Origin of the sequence: Westiellopsis prolifica IICB1 (assembly GCF_004323185.1) — a bacterium.
Classification (GTDB): domain Bacteria; phylum Cyanobacteriota; class Cyanobacteriia; order Cyanobacteriales; family Nostocaceae; genus Pelatocladus; species Pelatocladus prolificus_A.
Map to the genome: position 1 here is coordinate 1,980,824 of NZ_NAPS01000002.1, position 19,490 is coordinate 2,000,313.

A 19,490-nucleotide genomic window follows, 5' to 3' on the forward strand; every position below is an offset into this window, starting at 1 on the left:
CCTCATTGTTGACTCACACCTCCATGAATAACCATCCTCACTCTAACGGTCACGAAAACAACGGTAAAACTGCTGTTGCGACTCAGGGGGATACATCCTTAGCGACTCCTTCGCTTAATGTAGCGCCAACACTCAAACGCTTTGATCAGTCTGTGGTGTTACGACAGTCGTCGATTTTACCGAGAGCGGTAGCTTGGACTTTAATAACTATGACTACTGCTGGGGTAATCTGGGCTTGTGTGGCACAGTTGGAAGAGGCGATTCCTGCTCAAGGTAAACTCGAACCGGAAGGAGCTGTGACGGAAGTACAAGCACCGATTACTGGTGTTGCTAAAAGAATTTTAGTTAAGGATGGGCAACTAGTAAAACAAGGTGATTTATTGCTGACTCTTGATCCAACGGTTGATAATGCTGAACAAACATCACTGCGAAAAATTCGTGCTGCTTTGATGGCGGAAAATCGATTTTACCAGATGCAAATGGCTGGTAAAACTCCTGCTAATTCCCAATTGCTAGCGTCGCTACCTGCTGAACAAGCTTTTTTAACAAAACATCGTGCGGAATTGCTTGCGGAAAATCAACTTTATCGGCTGCAATTGCAAGGTGCTACGACTGGTGGAGGGTTAAGTGCAGAGCAACAAACACGATTACAGTCTGCGGAAGCTGAGGTGCGATCGCGCGTTAGTGCTGCGAAGTTAGAAGTTGAACAGTTGCAAAAGCAGTTAAAACAAAATCAAGTTGAATTGGCTAGTGCTAAAGATTTACTAGTTATAGAAAAAACGATTCTTACAGATTTGACAGTGTTGGCAAATCAGGGGGGAATAGCGAGAAATCAGTATTACAAGCAGCAACAGCAATTCCGTAGTCGAGAAGCAGATGTGGATCGACTTTTAGAGGAACAAAAAAGACTACAGTATGCAATTACACAAGCTGATGAAAAGGTAAAAAATGCGATCGCTCTCAGTCAAACAGAGGTGCTGACTAAAATTGCTGATAATCAAAAGCGAATTGCAGAAATAGACAGCCAATTAACTAAAGCAATTGTTGACAATGAGCAGCGCATTGCTCAAATTGATAGTCAAATCAGCAAGACTCAGCAAAACCTCCGTTATCAAGAACTTAAAGCCCCTGTTTCGGGTACTGTATTTGATTTACAAGCCCATAATCCTGGTTATGTGACTAATTCTTCAGCGCCAATTCTCAAAATAGTTCCCAATCAATCCCTTGTTGCTAAAGTCTTCATTACCAACCGCGATATCGGTTTTGTCAAAGAAGGAATGAAAGTTGATGTGAGAATTGATTCATTTCCTTATAGTGAATTTGGGGATATCAAAGGTAAACTAATTTGGGTTGGATCTGATGCTCTACCCCCAGATAATATTTATTCCTTTTACAGATTTCCTGCTAAAGTCGTGCTTGAACAGCAGTATTTAATGATTGGCGATCGCCAAGTCAATCTCCAATCAGGGATGTCAGTCAGTACCAATATCAAACTTCGCAAACGCAACGTTGCTAGCATTTTTACTGACTTGTTTAGCAAGAATATAGATAGTTTGAAGTTTGTCAGATAAATAAGTTTACCCTCATCCCCCAGCCTCTTCTCCCAAAATTGGGAGAAGGGGAGATACTCTCTCCCATGATTGGGAGCGGTTAGGATGCTCCTATCAAATACTCGTTTATCTATTTCAAACACTCGACGACGAGTATCAAAGACTCGACGACGAGTATCAAAGACTCGACGACGAGTATAAAAGACTCGACGACGAGTATCAAAGACTCGACGACGAGTATCAAAGACTCGACGACGAGTATCAAAGACTCAACGACGAGTATAAAAGACTCGACGACGAGTATCAAACACTCGACGACGAGTATAAAAGACTCAACGACGAGTATCAAACACTCGACGACGAGTATCAAAGACTCAACGACGAGTATAAAAGACTCGACGACGAGTATCAAANACGACGAGTATAAAAGACTCGACGACGAGTATCAAACACTCGACGACGAGTATCAAACACTCAACGACGGGTATCAAACACTCACGTTAATTTCTCAATCAAAAGTACCCGGATTTTGATCACCTGCAACTTGGGTTAATATATCCCCTATTGCTTTTGTGCAATTATGTGGGGAGTAGTGCAGGAAGATGACCGATTTCAAAACACTGGACATAGACAATCTTATTCATATCGCTAACCAATTCACTCTTCAGGGAAAGGTGAAAACTGTTCAAACCTTTGGCAGTGGTAATATAAATGACACTTTCCTGGTTACACTAGATTGTTCAAATGAAAAATATTTTGTTCTGCAACGCATTAATACACAAGTATTTCGTCAGCCGCAACTGATCATGCAAAATATGTGTACTTTCACTGAGCATGTTCGCAAGCGGCTACAGGTTAATCCCCTCAATCGTCGCTGGGAAGTGCCGCGTGTATTATTGACAAAGGATAATCAAGATTATTGCAGAGATCCTAAAGGCTCGTTCTGGCGGGCGATTAGCTTTATTGCAGGTTCCCAGTCTTTTGACACGATGCAAAATATCGAACAAGCCAAAGAAATTGGTTACGCTTTGGGGATGTTCCACAATCTGATCAGTGACTTACCACCCCAAAGACTCGCTGACACCCTCGAAGGCTTTCATATTACGCCGCTTTACCTGCAACATTACAACGAAGTTTTAGCAAAAACTAGCCCAATTCAATCCCCAGAAGTCAATTATTGCTTAAAGTTTGTGAGCGATCGCCAAACTTTTGCCCATGTTCTAGAAAATGCTAAAGCTACAGGTAAATTACCCCTACGTCTGATGCATGGCGATCCCAAAATCAATAATGTCATGTTTGATACTACGACTATGCAAGCCGTCAGTGTTATCGACCTGGACACCGTTAAGCCAGGACTGGTACATTATGACATTGGTGATTGTTTGCGCTCTGGTTGTAATCCTGCTGGAGAAGAAACTGAAGCATGGCAAGGAGTTTATTTTGATACAGATTTGTGTCAGGGTATTCTCCAAGGTTATCTCTGTGTCGCTAAAGAATTTCTGACTGAAAACGACTATACCTATATCTACGACGCGATTTGTCTTATCGCTTTTGAATTAGGACTGCGGTTTTTTGCTGACTATTTAGCCGGGAATGTCTATTTCAAAGTCAAGTATCCAGAACATAACTTAGCAAGGGCGCTTGTTCAGTTTAAACTGACCGAAAGTATCGAGTCTCAGGAAGCAAACATTCGCAAAATTATTCAGGATCTCAAATAAGATGAATAACCAAGAATTTTCGCTCCAACCTTTTGGTGATCACAAGTTGCTGCCTAATTTAAAAATAACAGGTAATATTACCCGAAATGGTAATCAGCTGCATCTGTGCTATGTACTTTCTGGCGATTTAGAAAAAGTTGCGATCGCTCCACCATCCAATTCACCAAAGCGCAAACATGAACTTTGGGAAAATACTTGTTTTGAGTTTTTCTTAGGTGTTAAAGGTTCAAATAAATATTGGGAATTTAATCTTTCTCCAACTGGAGACTGGAATATTTATCGTTTTGACGGGTATCGTCAAGGAATGCAAGAGGAAACAGTATTTTCCATCCTACCGTTTAACGTCGAGCATCAATCTGATGGTTTGGTGGTTGTTTTGAAAACGGATTTAAGTAAAATCGTCTTGATAAAACAAGCTCTTAAAATTGCAATTACTACTGTTATTAAATCCAAAGATGGCGAAGTTAGTTACTGGGCGTTAACTCATCAAGGAAAAGAAGCTGATTTTCATCTGCGAGATAGTTTCATCATTGATTTATGAAATGTGTTTTTAGGAAGTTAAAACATAATTTTCTGTTTATTTATAAAGATGCACAGAATATTATAAAATTAACCGCCATAGACGCGCAAGCGGCTTCCCGAACGGTAGAAGCCAAGAGCGCCAAGAGTGCAGGTTTATTCATTTAGTGTGGCTTTACATTAAATTGGTATTATACCAATTCTCTATAAACTTGCACTTAATGAATAATTCTGTCTTCCTTGGCGTTCTTGGCTTCTTAGCGGTTCGTTTATAAAGATTATTTATGATTGCTAGATAACAATTTTGTATGTATTTTGATTTATTTATATCTTAGAAAAACTAAATAATATATACCTATTTCTTTAGATGTAGACGTAATTTCTACCATTGGGAGAAATGCAAGTTCATCCAAGCGATTGATGAATAATTGATCACAAATAAAGCTTAATAGAGCTAAGTTACATGCCTCAATTTCACTTTAAAAAATAAATAAATTTTTGGTGGTAAGAAATATGGTTGTAGGTATACACAGACGTGCTGTAGGTGTATTTTCTCATCGTCGTGACGCGGAAGCAGCCCTACATGAATTAAGAGATGCTGGTTTTCCTATGGACAGAGTCTCTGTTGTAGCCCGCGAAGCTGATCGCAATGATCAAATTGCTGGCGCTGAAGTTACAGAGAAGGTTGGTAACAAAGCTGACGAAGGAGCAGCAACCGGGGCTGTTTCTGGTGGTGTTTTAGGTGGATTGACTGGTTTATTAGTTGGTCTTGGTACTTTGGCGATTCCCGGAATTGGTCCAATTATGTTGGCTGGTGCAGCTGCAACTGCTTTGGCTACAACTATAGCAGGAGCCGGAATTGGTGCTGTAGCTGGTGGTTTGCTTGGTGCTTTGATTGGTTTAGGAATTCCCGAAGAACGTGCCAGAGTATATAATGAACGAGTCGATAGGGGACATTACTTAGTAATTATAGATGGCACTGACGAGGAAATTGCCAGAGCAGAAGCAATACTCAGACGTCGGGGAATAGAAGAGTTTGAAGTTTATGACATACCTGTTGGTACAGCAAATTACACTGCTACTCCTGGACGGGATTTGGGTGTAACTCATAAACACGCCATTGGTTATTTTTCTCGTCTGGAAGATGCGGAAGCTGCAATTAACGATTTGCGGACTGCGGGTTTCCCCTTGGGTCAAATCTCTTTGATTAATAGAGATTGGTCACGACGCGATCGCTTTGCGGGAGTTACTTTACGCGATCGCTTTGATGAGGCGATTCATAATCTGAAATTAAGATTACCAGATCATCGCAGCCGTTTGTATCATGATCGCATCAATCACGGTGATTATGTAGTTGTTGTCAGTGGTACAGATGCAGAAATTCAACGTGCTGCGGCGATTCTCAATCGTCATGGAATTCGAGATTGGGAAATTTTTGACCCCACAGTAGATTACACTGCAACTTCTGGACGAAATTTGGGTGTAACTCACAAACACGCCATTGGTTATTTTTCTCGTCTGGAAGATGCGGAAGCTGCAATTAACGATTTGCGGACTGCGGGTTTCCCCTTGGGTCAAATCTCTTTGATTAATAGAGATTGGTCACGACGCGATCGCTTTGCGGGAGTTACTTTACGCGATCGCTTTGATGAGGCGATTCATAACCTGAAATTGAGACTACCAGATCATCGCAGCCGTTTGTATCATGATCGCATTAATCACGGTGATTATGTAGTAGTTGTTAGTGGTACAGATGCGGAAATTCAACGTGCTGCGGCGATTCTCAATCGTCATGGAATTCGAGATTGGGAAATTTTTGACCCCACAGTAGATTACACTGCAACCCCTGCGCGAAATGTAGTAAATACACCAGTTTCTGGTTACACTACAACACCTTTACACAGAAATAGAAGAGCGATTGGCGCATTTTCTCATCGTCGAGATGCAGAAGCAGCGCTCATGGAACTGAGAGATTCTGGATTTCCAATGAATCAAGTATCTCTGATTGCTAAAGATAGTGGCGATCGCCTTCCTGGTGTAAATACAGGTGTGGGTGTAAATCAGAATAATGTAGCAGCACAAACCAAAGCTGATGAAGGTGCAAAAGCTGGAGCAGCTACAGGTGGAGTGTTGGGTGGTCTAGGAGGGTTATTAGTTGGTTTGGGAGCTTTAGCTATTCCCGGAGTCGGCCCTGTAATTGCAGGTGGTGCAATAGCAACAGCTTTAGCAACAACTGTTGCAGGTGGTGCGATTGGTGCTGCTGCTGGTGGTTTAACAGGTGGACTAATTGGTTTGGGAATCCCTGAAAACCGAGCGCGCTTATATAGCGATCGCTTCAACAGAGGTGATTATTTAGTAATGGTAGATGGTACTGATGAGCAAATCCATCATGCAGAAGCCATTCTCAAGCGCCGCGGAATTACAGACTTTGATATCTTTGATGCTACTGACATAAACCGTACACATCACGCTGCATCAGTTACAGATACCAGTCAAACCAGCTATTCACCAGAATTAGGAGTCGAAGAGCCGAAGGTTATTATTGTTGATCGTCGGGAAGAAACAATCTAAGCAGAACCTGAATTTGATTATCTTCTCCTTCGCTTTTAAGAAAACAGGAGAAACCTAAAAATCAAACTTGTAAACCTCTCCCTTTCGGGGAGAGAGGTTTATCAGAGAGAGTAAATCTAATTTTAGCTCTCAATCACTCAATTTTTCTCATTTCCATATCTTGTATTAATGTTAAGAGTTAAACAAATGAAAAAGGTAACTTTCTTATTAATTAGTAGTCTTTTAGTATTGAGTGTTGGTTGTGAGAATGTTTCCAAAACCAGTCAGACAGCACCCGATAATACTAATGTCTCTCAAGTAGAAACACCAAGCGCTGAACAAACTCAAGAAGCTAAAGAAGACGCGCAAAGCGAACTCCGCAGAAGACAGCTAAACCAAGATATTCGCGCTCGTGAACAACGAAACAATATATTTAATGAAGGTAGCGCCCAAAACAGAAGTGAAAGCAACATCGAAAGTGAAGTTCGCTCTAAGTTAGAAGCAAATATCCCCAGAGGTAGTTTAACAGTTCAAGCCTCTGAAGGTGGCGTAATCACAGTTTCCGGGACTGTAACGAATCAACAAGAGCTAGCTAAAATTGAACGTTTAGCGAAGGAAATTAAAGGCGTTAAAACTGTGAATGTCAAAGCTGTAGTTGCTCAACCAAAAAGCTAAAGCTGTTCATTTGGTTAATTGAGTGCTGTTGATCAAGTAGAAAATATTTTTTCTACTTGATTATTTTTATTCACCCTAGTGTAGGTAGTTGATGATGGCTACTTTGAAAAAAGCCTCTTCACTAACCGAAGAGGCTTAAAAAATTGTTTTTTCCTCAAAAATCATTCTTTTGCTGTTGTTGGGATTGCTTCAAGATCTAAATAAATGGTTATGCGATCGAAACTTAACTTAAATCTCAAATTGGTTTTTACCATTACCCACACGGGCGGATAATAGAAGTATTCTAGCGGACATGATATCAGTCTGTTATTGACTTGTGATATTAATTTTTATTGACATGAAAATACTTTTATATACGCCTAAAATATTTGCTAATTCTCTATAAATAGACTATTTTTAATTTTTTTGCTGAAGCTAACGTTAATTAAATAGCAGAGAAATATCTAAGTTTTCGATAAGATTCATCTATGATTTATATAGAATTTTGCCAAACACAAATAAATATGATCTGTCAAATGATAGATAGAAAAATTTAATTTCACATTTTACTCTATCAGAAAGCTAAGATAAAACTGAAGAGTTCTTCTACTCTATCGACATGTAAATACTCATATTATCTGAACTCAAAATTTCAAAAAACCAAGTTTTGGACTTTTGAGGTTTGATTTTCGATGATTTATTAAGAATTCAATGTAAAGACGTGCCATAACACGTTTTTACAAGTCACCATTCTCACTAACAACCGTAAAATAAATATTTGGCTCAAAGCTTTAACCCATTTTAATTGGTTAAAATCTTAGGCAGTCGGTTAAAAAGCGACTTTAGCTTTAAGCCCAAATATTAAGTTAGGGCTAGGTGCAAGATATGAAGTTAAGCGACAAGCCAAGAATTTTCATTTTTGGCGGACTAGATGAGAATCAAATAATCTTTAACTAAACCGTATTCTTTTATCACCTTATATTTAATGATATTTGTCCAAAACTTTTCAGATATCTCTGCCTAACTTGATCAGCGAAACATGCAGACCAATTATCTTTTCAAAGTACCTTTGGTGCAATCAATAATGAAAATTCAGCTCCTGCATAGTTATCTTGTGCTTTTTTGCTCAATTTAATCAAGCTAACGAGTAAACATCAACTCAAATGTTCAACTGTATCGTAATTGTTGAAGAAACAGAGGAAGATTGGAAAGTGAAGGAAGCTCTACAGCAAGTTCGTGATGACTTAGAAAACCGAGTAAAGCAAAGAACTAGGGAACTTTTAAACATCAATCAGCAATTGCAGAAAATTTTGGGAAAACTGCACATTACAGAAGAAGAACTACACCAGCAGAGCAAAGAATTAACTGCTACTCGTGAAATGTTAAAGTTAGAACGCCAGCGTTATCAAGATTTGTTTGAGCAGAACAAAAACCTGGAAAAACAATTTTTGCGCGCCCAACGCCTAGAAAACCTTGGTAGTCTGGCTAGTGGTATTGCCCACGATCTGAACAATGTTTTTACTCCTATTTTAATGATTTCGCAATTACTACCATTAAAATTGCACACTGCTGATGGACAAATTGAGGAATTATTAGAGGTACTAAGACAAACTTCCAAGCGAGGGTCTGATTTAGTCAAACAAATTCTGGCATTTGCACGGGGGACAGAGGAAAAATGCAATTATGTACAACTTGGACACTTGCTTTTAGAAGCAGCCAAAGTTACTAAACAGACATTTCCCAAATTCATTGAAATCTCTACTCAGATTCCAACTACAAACCTATGGATGGTTGATGCTAATGCTACCCAACTGCATCAAATTTTGATGAATCTTTGTGTAAATGCTCGTGATGCTATGCCCAATGGCGGGATTCTCAAAATTTCCGCCGAAAATCAAGTTGTTGATCAAACCTATGCTCAAATGTATCTTGATGCCCGTGAAGGAAACTATGTTGTTGTCACTATCTCTGATACAGGGATAGGGATTCCCCCAGAGTTTATGGAACACATTTTTGATCCGTTTTTCACCACTAAAGAAACTGGTCAAGGCACAGGATTAGGTCTTTCAACTGTTCTCAGTATCGTTAAAAATCACGGTGGCTTTGTACAGGTGTTAAGTGAAGTGAACAAAGGTACTAAATTTAAAGTTTACTTACCAGCAGCAAACATTAGCCCCACTAACCAAGTACAAGAAGAGGATATTCCAACAGGTAACGGAGAATTGATTTTGATTGTGGATGACGAAGTAATGGTGCAACAGGTAACTCAAGCATCACTAGAAGAAGCTAATTACAAAACCTTATTAGCCAGCAATGGTATTGAAGCGATCGCACTCTATGCCCAGCATAAGCAAGAAATCAGTGTGGTCTTCATTGATATGATGATGCCGACAATGGATGGATTAATCGCTATGCGTACCTTACAAAAATTGAATCCCCAAGTAAAAATTATTGCCACTAGTGGATTACCTGTTATGGAACAGCAGTCTTTGTCAGCTGGTGCTAAGGCGTTTTTGCCAAAACCCTACACGGCAAAGGAATTATTAAAAAATTTACACCAGCTAATCATTTAGTAATCAGTTAATAACTGATCACTGACAACTGTCAAGGCATCCACTCCAAACCCACTCCTACACTGCTATCTTGATCTTGTTGTGAAGTCCGTTGTTTAAAACCAGTAGATAGACGTAGATTACGAGTGATCGCATAACCAATCGCAGCCGTTGTTAAACCTACTTCTTCTTCACTACCAGGAGAAATCCAGCTTTGAGTTACAGAAATATCAGCAGCACCACCACGAGATAATGCCAACAGCAACTTGATACCTATATTTACCCCATCTGTAGAATTATCACTAGTTCGTAAATACTGATATCCTACCAACGGCGCAAAGTTAACATAGCTACCTAAAGGACGCAGATAATAATATAAATCAGCACCATAAGATTTATGCTTACCGTTGAATGCTGACTCATACTCAGCACCCACCGTCAAACCACTCCGACCGATAAATACATTTTCGACACCAAAATTGATTCCCCCTCCCTCTTCACCAGAAGTGAACCGAGAATAGCCCAGCCGTATCTGAGTCCGAAAACTAGGATCATTCTGAATTTCTGACAATACATTTGGAACTCGACGCCGCCAGCGCTGCAAAACTGGACTCTTTTTAATAATTTCTGGACTTATATCTAAATCCTGGGCAGATTTACTAGGAGTTTCACACCAACCAGGGCTAGCTACCAAAAGCAAATTCATCCCCAACCCTAAACAAAAAATAGACAACTGGCCTCTCATTCCTTGGCGTCCTTGGTCTCTTGGCGGTTAAAAAAAAGTGGCCCTGCTTTCAGCAGAACCACTTAATTTTTAGCAAAACTTACAGAACTTAGCGCACACTACCTTCCACAGCAGCAGCATCAATAGGCTTAATAAAGTACAAGCGCAGAACTTGCCAACCATTGGAAATGTAATAGGGCAGCTTCTGGAAGAACTGTAAGAATTTAGGAGTGTTGGAATTTGCGATCGCTGTCAATTTTTCGTTATTCTTGACACAAGTTTCTAAGCGATCGTAAAACTCCGGCTTGTTAACATCCAGCATCACCGGGAACACTCGCCCAGCAGTTTCATTTGTCTTCTCAATCACATATTTGTCATATTCTCGCGCATCCAACCCAATAGAGGCGTAGAAGTCTTGACGCTGAATATCATTGAGATACATCGTCGCAAACACTGACAGCAAGAAGAACCGACACCACAACCGCGCCTTCCAGTCATTTAAAATTTGTGGCTGTGCTTTCATCACAGCATCAAAGAAATCACCGTGGCGATTTTCATCTTGACACCAGTTTTCAAACCACCGGAAAATAGGATACACCCGATCTTCAGGGTGTGCTTCCAAGTGGCGATAAATTGTGATATAGCGCCAATAACCAATCTTTTCAGAAAGATAAGTAGCGTAAAAGATAAATTTCGGTTGGAAGTAGGTGTAATTTTTGCTCTTAGTCAAAAATCCTAAATCCAGAGACATGTTAAAATCTGCCAATGCTTTATTTAGAAAACCAGCATGACGCGCTTCATCACGCGACATTAGGTTAAAGCATTCTGCCAATACAGGGCTTTTGTCCTTGAGGCGACGGCTGAGTTCTTTGTATAGCAAAAAGCCAGAAAATTCTGCCGTACAAGAACGCTCTAAAAATTCAACAAATAAGCGGCGAGTATCCCCGTCAATATGATCCCAGGATTGTTCAAAGTCCGCATCCCGAACAAAGTGATGGCGGTTGTAGTCAGCGCGGAACTCTTCTAGGATAGCTCTCAACTCATCTTCATTGACGGAGATATCCATCCGCGCCATCGCATCAAAATCTGTGGTATAAAACCGGGGTGTTAACAGGGTTTCTTTTGCCGGGACTTTAATTCCCGGACGCAATTCTTCAAAACCTGGTTTTTTTAGGGAATCTACCATGTTGTGATTGCTCTTGTGTTTTTTTTATTGTTCAATGCCCTAGAAAGCCAAGGTTTTTGCTTTCAGGCCGTGCAACAGACAGAATAATGCATTTTGTGTATTAAAAATCAGTCTAACAAGGCATGGCGTAACAGTAGAGGGATAAAACGTTAAGAGTTGCAACAAATTTGGGGGAAAGGGGATTGGGGATTGGGGAAGGTGGGGTCCCCTCTGGGGATAAGGGGTAACGGGGATTGGGGATTGGGGATCGGGGATCGGGGATTGGGGATCGGGGATTGGGGATCGGGTATTATTGTCTCCCTTGTCTCCCTTGTCCCCCTTGTCCCCCTTGTCCCCCTTGTCCCCCTTGTCCCTGTTCACTGATAACTGATAACTGATAACTGTTAAAAAGCGCTCCACTCAGTACCAACTTGTGGTAAAAATGTACCATTAGCAGTTGTGCCATTCATAAACCAAACAGCAACTTCACCGGTTTCACCATTGCGCCAGAAAACATCAGTCTTGCCATCGCCATCATAGTCGCCTATGCTTGGTTGCCAAGTTGCACTCGTTGCAGGTAAAAAAGCAGCAGTTTCGACTGATGTTCCATCCATTAACCAAGCGGTGTTCTCACCAGTTGTCTGATTGTGCCAAAATACATCTGTCTTACCATCGCCGTTGAAGTCGCCAATAGAAGGTTTCCAAGCAGAGTCTTGTTTTGACAAATTACCTTCACTGATGAAGATACCATTCATCAGCCAAACTTTATTCTCGCCTGTTTCGTAGTTACGCCAGAGAATATCACTGTTACCATCGTTGTTGAAGTCACCAACGTTAGCCTCCCAGTTACCTTCCAATTTACTCAGAGCATATTCTGATGTATTTGTGCCATCCATGAACCAGACTTTATTTTCACCGGTGATATTATTGCGCCAAAAAATATCGTTTTTGCCATCACTATTAAAATCAACAACACTAGAAGTCCAGGTTGTGTCAGTAGTAGGTAAAAAAGCGGCAGTTGTGACATTTGTACCATCCATCAACCAGGTAGCATTTTCTCCAGTCTGAGTATTACGCCACAGAATATCACTCTTACCATCACCATTGAAATCTGCTATGTTGTAAGTCCAAGCTGGGCTGATTGTCTGTACGCTAGCTTGAGACGCAATATTTGTGCCATCCATTAGCCAAATTACATTTTCACCGCTATTTTTATTGCGCCAAAATATATCAGTTTTGCCATCCCGGTTAAAATCAGCATAAGTAAAGTCCCAGGATGCATCTACTGTAGTTATATTAGATGCTCTAGGGTTGCTACCATCCATCAACCAAATTGCAGTTTCACCTGTTTGAGAGTTCCGCCAGAATTTATCAGCTTTGCCATCTCCATTGAAATCTGCAACAATGGCTGCATTGCTGAATCTAGAATTAGGATTAGGATTTTTTGCTGCTACTAAAGATTGTTTTTCATCATTTGAGCTTGAGGAACTTCCCAGGCTAAAATTAAGATTGGGAAGGGTATTGTCATCAAAAAGATTTGTGGAAGCATATTTTGAGGCGCTAGTTTCTATAGATAAATTCAAGGGTGAATTAGAGTTAGACATACTGTTTGTTGATTACTGGTATAGTCGGCAGAGTCTAATTTGTAATTTAGAACTCCCAATTAATAGTTGAGAATTGCAAATGTACAATAGTTCATCAAATTTTCATCTATTATTCATGTGATTTATGTCAGAAAATAACATCTGACACTTTTAATATTGTTGTTTATGATTAACAGTTTTGGGAATTAGAAATTAATTAGAGAGGCTAGATCCCCGACTTCTTTAAAGAAGTCGGGGATCTATAAAACCTGATAATTAGTTATCAGTTATCAGTTATCAGTTATCAAATGAAATTATTTACTGTTAACTGTTAACTGTTAACTGAGCTAGAATGTATACCATTCTTTGCCAAGTGTAGGCAGAGCGGTAGGAGTAGAGTCAGTACCAGTTACTATGACAACGGCGTTTTCACCTGTTTCGTAATTCCGCCAGAAGATGTCGGTTCTACCATCGCCATTGGTATCGCTGATACTAGGAACCCAAGCTCCACTGGGTGCATCCGCAGCTACTGTGGTGAGAACATTGCTACCATCCATGATCCATATCTGGTTTTTGCCAGTTTCCTGGTTGTACCACAAGATATCGGTCTTACCATTACCGTCAAAATCACCAATTAACGGTTTCCAATTAGAACCTTCGAGCGTAGGTAGAGCAGTGTCACTAGCAACGGTTGTACCATTCATTAACCAAACTTTGTTCTCGCCTGTGGTTTTGTTGCGCCAGAGAATATCGGTTTGGTAGTTGAGGTCAAAATCACCCAAGGTAGCTTCCCATTCTGTACCTAGTGTGGGTAAAGATGCACCAGTGGCGTTTGTACCATCCATTGTCCAGACTGCATTTTCACCTGTGGTTGTGTTGCGCCAGAAGATATCTGTCTTACCGTCGCTGTTGAGATCGACAATGTTGGCTGTCCAGTTGGAATCAACAGTCTGGAGAAAAGATGGGGTGGTTACTTGGGTTCCATCCATTAACCAAGCTGCGTTTTCGCCAGTTGTTTTATTCCGCCAGAGGATGTCAGTTTTGCGATCGCCATTGAAATCTGCAATTACTGGTGTCCAGTCTGGACTTAATGTTGCTAAAGAGGCTTCAGAGACAACACTTTGTCCATCCATCAGCCAAACCTGGTTTTCACCTGTGGATTTGTTATACCAGAGTAAGTCTGTCTTGTCATCACCGTTGAAATCGCCGATTTTAACATCCCACTCTGTACCCATTGTCTTGACAAAATCCGCAGAGGCGACATTTGTACCATCCATCAACCAAATGGCATTTTCACCAGTTTGAGAGTTACGCCAAAACTTGTCGTTTTTACCATCACCGTTGAAATCGGCTACAATTGCCGCACTCGTGAATACAGGGTTAGGATTTTGCAGATTCGGAAGCTCAAGCTGAGAGTTTGCATCCGAAGAACTCCTGTAGCCTGAGTATGTCTGTGTCTCTAATTGATTTTTGCTTGTGTATTTGTCTGTTGAGATTGGAGCGCTACTAGAAGTAGAAATCTGATCGGACATGGCGTGTGTTTGAGACAAGTGGTCATAAACCTTTTAACTGTTTTTTTCTTTGAGATTCAAGTGTTAGTTAATAACATATCTAGCTTCTTAATTTTTTTTTAAGAAGTGTCATGTTTTGCTTAAAATAAAAGCTTTTACTAGCTCTTTTCTGAAAAAAAACAAGTGCAAGATAATCACTTTTGCCAGATATTAATGCTAATTATAAACAAATTGTTAACTAAACAAACATCTCGAAATTATCAACTGTTTTTATATGGAGTTTAAGAGTTAAATAATAAACATGCACTAAAAATATCTGAGTATTTATTATTTTTTATACACTTATATAAATAGAAATATCCCCGACTTCTTAAAGAAGTGGGGGATCTGGCCTCTCTTATTCATCAATTCTGCACGAGTTGCTATATTTATATATTTAATTAGAAGAAGAATGATTTCGTTTTAATTTTGTTGCAGGTAATTCTACTAAGTAGTATGTAACAGTAGCTAGTATAACTGACAAAGTCAGTGTTGCTACTAATCTATTGTAAAAAGCTTCAATGGGAATATCTGAAGAGAATATTGTATAAATTCTAAGTAAAATTGGCATATGCCAAATATAAACACCATAGGATAAATTTCCAAAGACTTCTAGTATCCTAAGAGGATTTTTTAAAATGGCAGCAAATGATAGTTTTTCAGTTTTGGTGTAGATATGATAATTATCTGATTCAAAAGCAAAAATCAAAAAAGATGTAATAATTGCGGTTAAGGGCTGAAAAATAAAGAGAGTTGTGATTGTTCTCCAACCACCAGGACGATTAGGTAATCCCCATAATTCTTGATGATATAAGTGATGAGCAGTAAACAGATAAAGTAAAATCATCAAGAGTATAGCTATATATTTTTGAACAATAAATAGTTTATGATTAATTTTTTTATCTAATTTAGAAAATTTAGGTTTCCAATATTTAATGAATGTATTAACCAAAAAGCCAAATAAAAAAACATCTATATTGTTAAAAAACGGAGTGTACCAATATTTAAATGCATATCCCATTTGATGATTAATTTGAGTATAGAAACTCATCCAGTATAAATTTTTAATCAAAAATGCTAGTAATATAATTAATATTGCTGCTGTAATTACATGCTTTTGCTTGAGAATGAGAGATTTGCTCAAATTATAAATAAAAGGAACTAATATATAAAATTGCACTTCTGTAGAAAGTGACCAAAAAACATCATTAAAAGCTATTGGCACAGACGCAATGTAAGGATGATATGTGAAAGTACAAACTCGTAGCAGGTATCCCCAATTCTCGAATTTGAGAACATCAGGATAAACAAAGAGAGATAAAATCAAAACAGCAAAATAATAAAGAGGAAAAATTCGCAAAACACGATTACGCCAAAAATTAATTACTCCTGTGACATCGCTGCTATAACGCTCAGTGTAAAAGGCTTTTCCCATCAAATAGCCAGACAAACAAAAGAAAATCCAAACTGCGATCGCACCATGACTAAAGATGAGCCAACTGAAATCGTAGTTGTGATAAATAAGTGCTTTTCTGGGTGGAGCGCAATGGATAATTACTACCATTAAACAGGCAAAGCCACGCAAAGCCAATAGAATATCTAAACGATTGTTATTTTGAATAACTTTTGGCAGATGCAAGTAATTTATTGATTTTTCCATGAATACTTTTAAATCAGTGAACAGTAAATAATTTAATTTGATAACTGATAACTGATAACTGATAACTGATAACTGACTTAACATGTTGCCAAATTGGCAAAAATATGATTTTGAATTTATGAGTACTAAAACAATCACCATCGTCTAGCTATTTTGCTAAACGAGCATAAATTTCCGGTGCATTGTTTTTCAGGTCATTTAATAGTGCGATCGCACCCTCTTGAAAGTAAGTCTTGGCGATCGCGCACGTAGCAAAGTTGGGCAAGTTTTGTAGGATGGGGGTGAGGCGTTGGAAAACAGGTTGCTGTATCCTATTTAAACGAGCTACTAAAGTTTTAGTGTAGAGCAAGCTCTATTTGTTACAGCTTGTACACTGAAATTTGCTTATTGTCTTAATATACTCGTAGCTTTTGTTTAGTCGAAACTACTAGCTTCCTCTTTTTCTCCCAGTCCTAAAGGTGCTGGGTTTCCACACTACCCGCAAGATTTTATGAATCCATTTCTATTCGTGACCGATTTAGATGGCACTCTAGTAGGAGATAAACATGCTTTAGAGAAATTAAATTCAAAGTTAGAGTGGCATAGAAGAGAATACGGAACAAAGATAGTTTATGCAACTGGGCGTTCACTAACTTTATATAGTAAGTTAACAACTGAAGAACTTCTCATCAAACCAGATGCACTTGTGACTTCAGTAGGAACTGAGATATATTTTGACAATCATAATGCACCTGATACCGCATGGTCAGAAAAATTATCTGCTGGCTGGGATCATGGTAAGATACTAAAAGTTGCAGAAAATTTTGTAGAGTTAGTACCTCAGCAAAAATCTGAACAAAGCTTATATAAAATCAGTTTCAATATATCTGAACAAGGTGCAACACAAGTTTTACCACAACTAAAGTCTGCGTTAGACGATTTGAATTTGCAATTCAAGTTAATCTATAGTGGTGGTAAAGACCTTGATATACTTCCTATTCATGCAGATAAAGGACTAGCAGTAAAATTTTTACAACAAAAGTGGGAAATTCATTCTCATACAACCGTTGTCTGTGGTGATTCTGGTAACGACATAGCTCTGTTTAATGCTGGAGAAGAACGAGGAATTATTGTTGGGAATGCTCAACCAGAATTACTTAAATGGTACAAAGCAAATTTAAAAGACTATCGCTACCTTGCTAAAGCCGAGTACGCTGCTGGTATTTTAGAAGGATTGCAATACTTTGAGTTTATAGAAAAAGATTTGGCAAGTTAATATTAGATTTGCAAAAATTATATTCCTGGTAAGCAGTTTATCAAGATACTGCTTATACCAATTTAATATGAAGACGCATACAAAGACCCCACCCGCGCTAACGCACACCCTCCCCGCTTGCGGGGAGGGTTGGGGAGGGGTAAAATTCTATGCAGCTTCACGAAGAATTGGTATTACCATTATGTTTTTATTGAAACAACCTCAATCATTAGCAAAATGGGATTGAGATAAATCTGATTTAGTAAAGCGCTTAAATACAACTATATTGTGGAAATTACTGATGATTTAAGGTGTCATACCATTTCACGTTAATCGCGATACATATAAATTTTGTCCCAGACGCGATATATCGCGTCTCTACGGATTTGTATTTGTATCAGATTTTTTGTGAAATGGTGTCAGGGCGATCGCGAAGTTAACGAAGGTGTTTAATACCTGTTTATGAGGATGTCAATTAAAGATACTAACGTAGTTGTAGTTGACCAAGTAAATTTTAGACAAAATTAGATTAAGTTCTTTATAGCGGAATTATGCAGACAGAATATAAACAGCGTCGGGAAGCATTAATGTCCAAAATTGGTAATGGTACTGCAATTTTTCGTAGTGCGCCAACAGCAGTAATGCACAACGATGTCGAATATAACTTTCGTCAAGATAGCGATTTCTTTTATCTGACTGGGTTTAACGAACCGCAAGCAGTAGCAATTCTAGTACCACATCACCCAGAACATCAGTTTGTGTTGTTTGTGCAACCCAAAGATAGGGAACAGGAAGTTTGGAATGGTTATCGCTGTGGAGTAGAAGCAGCGAAGGAAGTATATGGCGCGGATGAAGCTTATCCAATTGCGGAAATAGATGAGAAACTACCGCAATATCTGGAAAAAGCCGATCGCATTTATTATCACTTAGGACGCGATCGCACTTTTAATGATACAATCCTCTATCATTGGCAACGTTTAATGCGGACTTATCCCAAGCGGGGTACAGGGCCGATTGCGATTGAAGATACTAGTCCCATCCTCCATAGTATGCGTTTGGTTAAAAGTAAAGCAGAATTGGAGTTCATGCGTAAAGCTGCTGACATTGCAGTGGAAGCACATAACCACGCCATGCAATTTACCGCACCAGGACTTTTTGAGTATGAAGTGCAAGCAGAAGTAGAACATATCTTCCGCAAGCGGGGTGCTTTGGGGCCTGCTTATCCTTCAATTGTTGCTTCTGGTGTCAATGCTTGTGTACTGCATTATGTAGAGAATAATCGACAGATGCAGGACAACGAGTTACTGCTGATAGATGCTGGATGTGCCTACGAATACTACAACTCAGATATTACCCGGACATTTCCTGTCGGAGGTAAATTTACTCCAGAACAAAAAACCTTGTATGAGATTGTTTTAGCAGCACAAAAACAAGCGATCGCCCAAGTCCAACCAGGCAACCCTTATAATCTATTTCATGATACCGCCGTCCGTGTTCTCACAGAAGGTTTAGTGGAAATCGGTATTCTCAAAGGCGAAATTGACAAATTAATAGAGGAAGAAAAATATAAGCCATTTTACATGCATCGCACTGGTCATTGGTTAGGCTTAGATGTGCATGATGTAGGAGTTTACCAGCACGGTGACAACCCACAAATTCTGCAACCAGGACAAGTGGTGACGGTAGAACCAGGACTTTATATAGTACCAGATACTAAACCAGCAGAAGATCAACCAGAAATAGATCAACGTTGGGTTGGTATTGGTATTCGGATTGAAGACGATGTCTTGGTGACTCCCACGGGAAATGAAGTATTAACTGCTGGTGTACCCAAAGAAGTAGAAGATTTAGAAAAATAGGGTATTGCTGAACGCGGTATGAATCCAAATGTAGAGACGCGATATATCGCGTCTCTATTTATTGACCTACATTGTTAATGTATCGACCTACATTGTTAATGTATCGACCTGCATTGTTAATGTATCGACCTGCATTGTTAATGTATCGACCTGCATTGTTAATGTATCGACC

At 39.3% G+C, this 19,490-nt stretch carries 14 protein-coding genes; 8 read left to right on the forward strand and 6 right to left on the reverse strand.

What is annotated here, in order from left to right; genetic code table 11:
• Positions 1-23: 23 nt before the first annotated feature.
• From B4U84_RS22835 to B4U84_RS22865, 6 genes are all read left to right on the forward strand, one after another.
• Positions 24-1,571, forward strand: a complete 1,548-nt coding sequence (locus B4U84_RS22835) for a beta-barrel domain-containing protein (protein ID WP_131120659.1) — start codon at positions 24-26, stop codon at positions 1,569-1,571.
• 581 nt (positions 1,572-2,152) lie between these two features.
• Positions 2,153-3,268, forward strand: a complete 1,116-nt coding sequence (locus B4U84_RS22845) for a phosphotransferase enzyme family protein (protein ID WP_131120660.1) — start codon at positions 2,153-2,155, stop codon at positions 3,266-3,268.
• Between the two features lies 1 nt (position 3,269).
• Positions 3,270-3,809 (forward strand): DOMON-like domain-containing protein, encoded by a 540-nt coding sequence (locus B4U84_RS22850; RefSeq protein WP_131120661.1) that lies wholly within the window; start codon positions 3,270-3,272, stop codon positions 3,807-3,809.
• Between the two features lie 491 nt (positions 3,810-4,300).
• The gene (locus B4U84_RS22855; protein ID WP_131120662.1) at positions 4,301-6,358 is read left to right on the forward strand and encodes a general stress protein; all 2,058 of its coding nucleotides are present in this window, start codon (positions 4,301-4,303) and stop codon (positions 6,356-6,358) included.
• A 186-nt stretch (positions 6,359-6,544) separates the two neighbouring features.
• Complete coding sequence (locus B4U84_RS22860; protein ID WP_026081973.1) at positions 6,545-7,012, forward strand: BON domain-containing protein; 468 nt, start codon at positions 6,545-6,547, stop codon at positions 7,010-7,012.
• Positions 7,013-8,154: 1,142 nt separating this feature from the next.
• On the forward strand, positions 8,155-9,564 hold the full coding sequence (locus B4U84_RS22865; protein WP_242677686.1) for an ATP-binding protein: 1,410 nt from the start codon (positions 8,155-8,157) through the stop codon (positions 9,562-9,564).
• 31 nt (positions 9,565-9,595) lie between these two features.
• Here B4U84_RS22865 and B4U84_RS22870 read toward each other — a convergent pair whose 3' ends face one another.
• The 6 genes from B4U84_RS22870 to B4U84_RS22900 form a co-directional block, all read right to left on the reverse strand.
• Complete coding sequence (locus B4U84_RS22870; RefSeq protein ID WP_165490334.1) at positions 9,596-10,288, reverse strand: hypothetical protein; 693 nt, start codon at positions 10,286-10,288, stop codon at positions 9,596-9,598.
• 88 nt (positions 10,289-10,376) lie between these two features.
• Positions 10,377-11,453: a magnesium-protoporphyrin IX monomethyl ester (oxidative) cyclase gene (acsF, locus tag B4U84_RS22875; protein WP_017311465.1), complete on the reverse strand. Its 1,077-nt coding sequence runs from the start codon at positions 11,451-11,453 to the stop codon at positions 10,377-10,379.
• Between the two features lie 383 nt (positions 11,454-11,836).
• A complete protein-coding gene (locus B4U84_RS22885; RefSeq protein ID WP_017311467.1) occupies positions 11,837-13,036 on the reverse strand; it encodes an FG-GAP repeat domain-containing protein in 1,200 nt (399 codons plus the stop codon).
• Between the two features lie 326 nt (positions 13,037-13,362).
• Positions 13,363-14,547: an FG-GAP repeat domain-containing protein gene (locus B4U84_RS22890; protein ID WP_017311468.1), complete on the reverse strand. Its 1,185-nt coding sequence runs from the start codon at positions 14,545-14,547 to the stop codon at positions 13,363-13,365.
• A 415-nt stretch (positions 14,548-14,962) separates the two neighbouring features.
• A complete protein-coding gene (locus tag B4U84_RS22895) occupies positions 14,963-16,225 on the reverse strand; it encodes an acyltransferase family protein (protein ID WP_131120664.1) in 1,263 nt (420 codons plus the stop codon).
• Positions 16,226-16,373: 148 nt separating this feature from the next.
• The gene (locus tag B4U84_RS22900) at positions 16,374-16,574 is read right to left on the reverse strand and encodes a hypothetical protein (protein ID WP_044452810.1); all 201 of its coding nucleotides are present in this window, start codon (positions 16,572-16,574) and stop codon (positions 16,374-16,376) included.
• A gap of 141 nt (positions 16,575-16,715) precedes the next feature.
• Between B4U84_RS22900 and B4U84_RS22905 the strand changes: the two genes are divergently transcribed.
• Both B4U84_RS22905 and pepP read left to right on the forward strand, forming a co-directional pair.
• Positions 16,716-17,480 carry a sucrose-phosphate phosphatase gene (locus B4U84_RS22905; protein WP_131120665.1) on the forward strand — a complete coding sequence of 255 codons (765 nt, stop codon included), beginning with the start codon at positions 16,716-16,718 and terminating at the stop codon, positions 17,478-17,480.
• Positions 17,481-18,010: 530 nt separating this feature from the next.
• Positions 18,011-19,318, forward strand: a complete 1,308-nt coding sequence (gene pepP, locus B4U84_RS22910) for a Xaa-Pro aminopeptidase (RefSeq protein ID WP_131120666.1) — start codon at positions 18,011-18,013, stop codon at positions 19,316-19,318.
• Positions 19,319-19,490 lie beyond the last annotated feature (172 nt).